Annotated in this window: 2 protein-coding genes and 1 pseudogene; all 3 read left to right on the plus strand. The window is 55.8% G+C overall.

Annotated elements, in window-relative coordinates; genetic code table 11:
• On the plus strand, positions 1-351 hold a 351-nt coding region (gene tnpA / locus V6C07_RS13085; RefSeq protein ID WP_333536917.1), incomplete at its 5' end, for an IS66-like element accessory protein TnpA.
• Entirely contained in the window at positions 351-698 is a 348-nt protein-coding gene (gene tnpB / locus V6C07_RS13090) for an IS66 family insertion sequence element accessory protein TnpB (RefSeq protein ID WP_000624618.1), read from the plus strand. The genes tnpA and tnpB, both read left to right, overlap by 1 nt.
• A 19-nt stretch (positions 699-717) precedes the next feature.
• Positions 718-2,178: pseudogene (locus V6C07_RS13095) on the plus strand (IS66-like element ISCro1 family transposase); the annotation flags it as partial.
• Positions 2,179-2,304: the final 126 nt, after the last annotated feature.

Genomic DNA, 2,304 nt, shown 5'->3' on the forward strand with positions numbered 1-2,304 from the left:
TTTAAATGGAGACTTGTTCAGCAGACTCTTTTACCCGGTGCCTGTGTCGCACAAATAGCTCGCGAGAACGGAATCAACGATAACCTGCTCTTTAACTGGCGGCATCTCTGGCGTAACGGCGGCCTGCAGCCGCCCGGCGAACATGAAACATCGCTACTTCCCGTGACGTTAACGCCGGAGCCGGATAATAAAATCCCGGCACCAGTGCAGATACCTGAACAGATAAATACACTGCCAGACAGTCTGTGCTGCGAGCTGGTTCTGCCGGCCGGAACTCTCAGGCTGAAAGGTGAACTGACACCGGCGTTATTACAGACACTTATCCGCGAAATGAAAGGGAGCAGCCACTGATGATATCTCTCCCTGCCGGTTCGCGTATCTGGCTGGTTGCCGGTATCACCGACATGCGAAATGGCTTTAACGGCCTGGCATCAAAAGTTCAGAACGTCCTGAAGGATGACCCGTTCTCCGGACACCTGTTTATCTTCCGCGGACGCCGGGGTGACCAGATAAAAGTGCTGTGGGCTGACAGTGACGGACTGTGCCTCTTCACCAAACGCCTGGAGCGGGGCCGCTTCGTCTGGCCGGTCACCCGCGATGGAAAGGTTCACCTTACTCCGGCTCAGTTGTCCATGCTTCTCGAGGGCATCGACTGGAAGCACCCGAAACGAACGGAACGCGCTGGAATCCGTATATAACCCGTTGTAAAGTGAGGATATGGACACCTCACTTGCTCATGAGAATGCCCGCCTGCGGGCACTGTTGCAGACGCAACAGGACACCATCCGCCAGATGGCCGAATACAACCGCCTGCTCTCACAGAGGTTGGCGGCTTATGCTTCTGAAATCAACCGGCTGAAGGCGCTGGTTGCAAAACTGCAGCGCATGCAGTTCGGTAAAAGCTCAGAAAAACTTCGCGCAAAAACCGAACGACAGATACAGGAAGCACAGGAGCGAATCAGCGCACTTCAGGAAGAAATGGCGGAAACGCTGGGTGAGCAATATGACCCGGCACTGCCATCTGCACTGCGCCAGTCTTCAGCCCGTAAACCGTTACCGGCCTCACTTCCCCGAGAAACCCGGGTTATCCGGCCGGAAGAGGAATGCTGTCCTGCCTGTGGTGGCGAACTCAGTTCTCTGGGATGTGATGTGTCAGAGCAACTGGAGCTTATCAGCAGCGCCTTTAAGGTTATCGAAACACAACGTCCGAAACTGGCCTGTTGCCGTTGTGACCATATCGTGCAGGCGCCGGTGCCTTCAAAACCCATTGTACGCAGCTATGCCGGAGCGGGGCTTCTGGCCCATGTTGTCACCGGGAAATATGCAGACCATCTGCCGTTATACCGCCAGTCAGAAATATACCGTCGTCAGGGAGTGGAGCTGAGTCGTGCCACGCTGGGGCGCTGGACTGGTGCCGTTGCTGAACTGCTGGAGCCACTGTATGACGTCCTGCGCCAGTATGTGCTGATGCCCGGTAAAGTCCATGCCGATGATATCCCCGTCCCGGTCCAGGAGCCGGGCAGCGGTAAAACCCGGACAGCCCGGCTGTGGGTCTACGTCCGTGATGACCGTAACGCCGGTTCACAGATGCCTGCGGCGGTCTGGTTCGCGTACAGCCCGGACCGGAAAGGCATCCATCCACAAAATCACCTGGCCGGTTACAGCGGAGTGCTTCAGGCCGATGCTTACGGTGGCTACCGGGCGTTATACGAATCCGGCAGAATAACGGAAGCCGCGTGTATGGCCCATGCCCGGAGAAAAATCCACGATGTGCATGCAAGAGCTCCAACCGATATCACCACGGAAGCCCTGCAGCGTATCGGTGAACTGTATGCCATCGAGGCAGAAGTCCGGGGATGTTCAGCAGAACAGCGTCTGGCGGCAAGAAAAGCCAGAGCTGCGCCACTGATGCAGTCACTGTATGACTGGATACAGACTCAGATGAAAACACTGTCGCGTCACTCGGATACGGCAAAAGCGTTCGCATACCTGCTGAAACAGTGGGAGGCCCTGAACGTGTACTGCAGTAATGGCTGGGTGGAAATCGACAACAACATCGCAGAGAACGCCTTACGGGGTGTGGCCGTGGGCCGGAAAAACTGGCTGTTCGCAGGTTCCGACAGCGGTGGCGAACATGCGGCGGTGTTGTACTCGCTGATCGGCACATGCCGTCTGAATGCGTATTACCGTGAAGGAGATCGGTGAGTAACATCGATGGAGATCGGTTCGTGTCACTTTCACAGAACCGTTTTTAAATTACCTTCACTGATCTCCTTCGGTCAACGGAGATTGTATTTTCCGCAT

The organism is Desulfovibrio sp. 1214_IL3152, assembly GCF_036763055.1.
Taxonomy (GTDB): domain Bacteria; phylum Desulfobacterota; class Desulfovibrionia; order Desulfovibrionales; family Desulfovibrionaceae; genus Desulfovibrio.

Coding starts and splice junctions, on each gene's coding strand:
- tnpB (WP_000624618.1), top strand. CDS start 351: ATGATATCTCTCCCTGCCGGTTCGCGTATCTGGCTGGTTGCCGGTATC.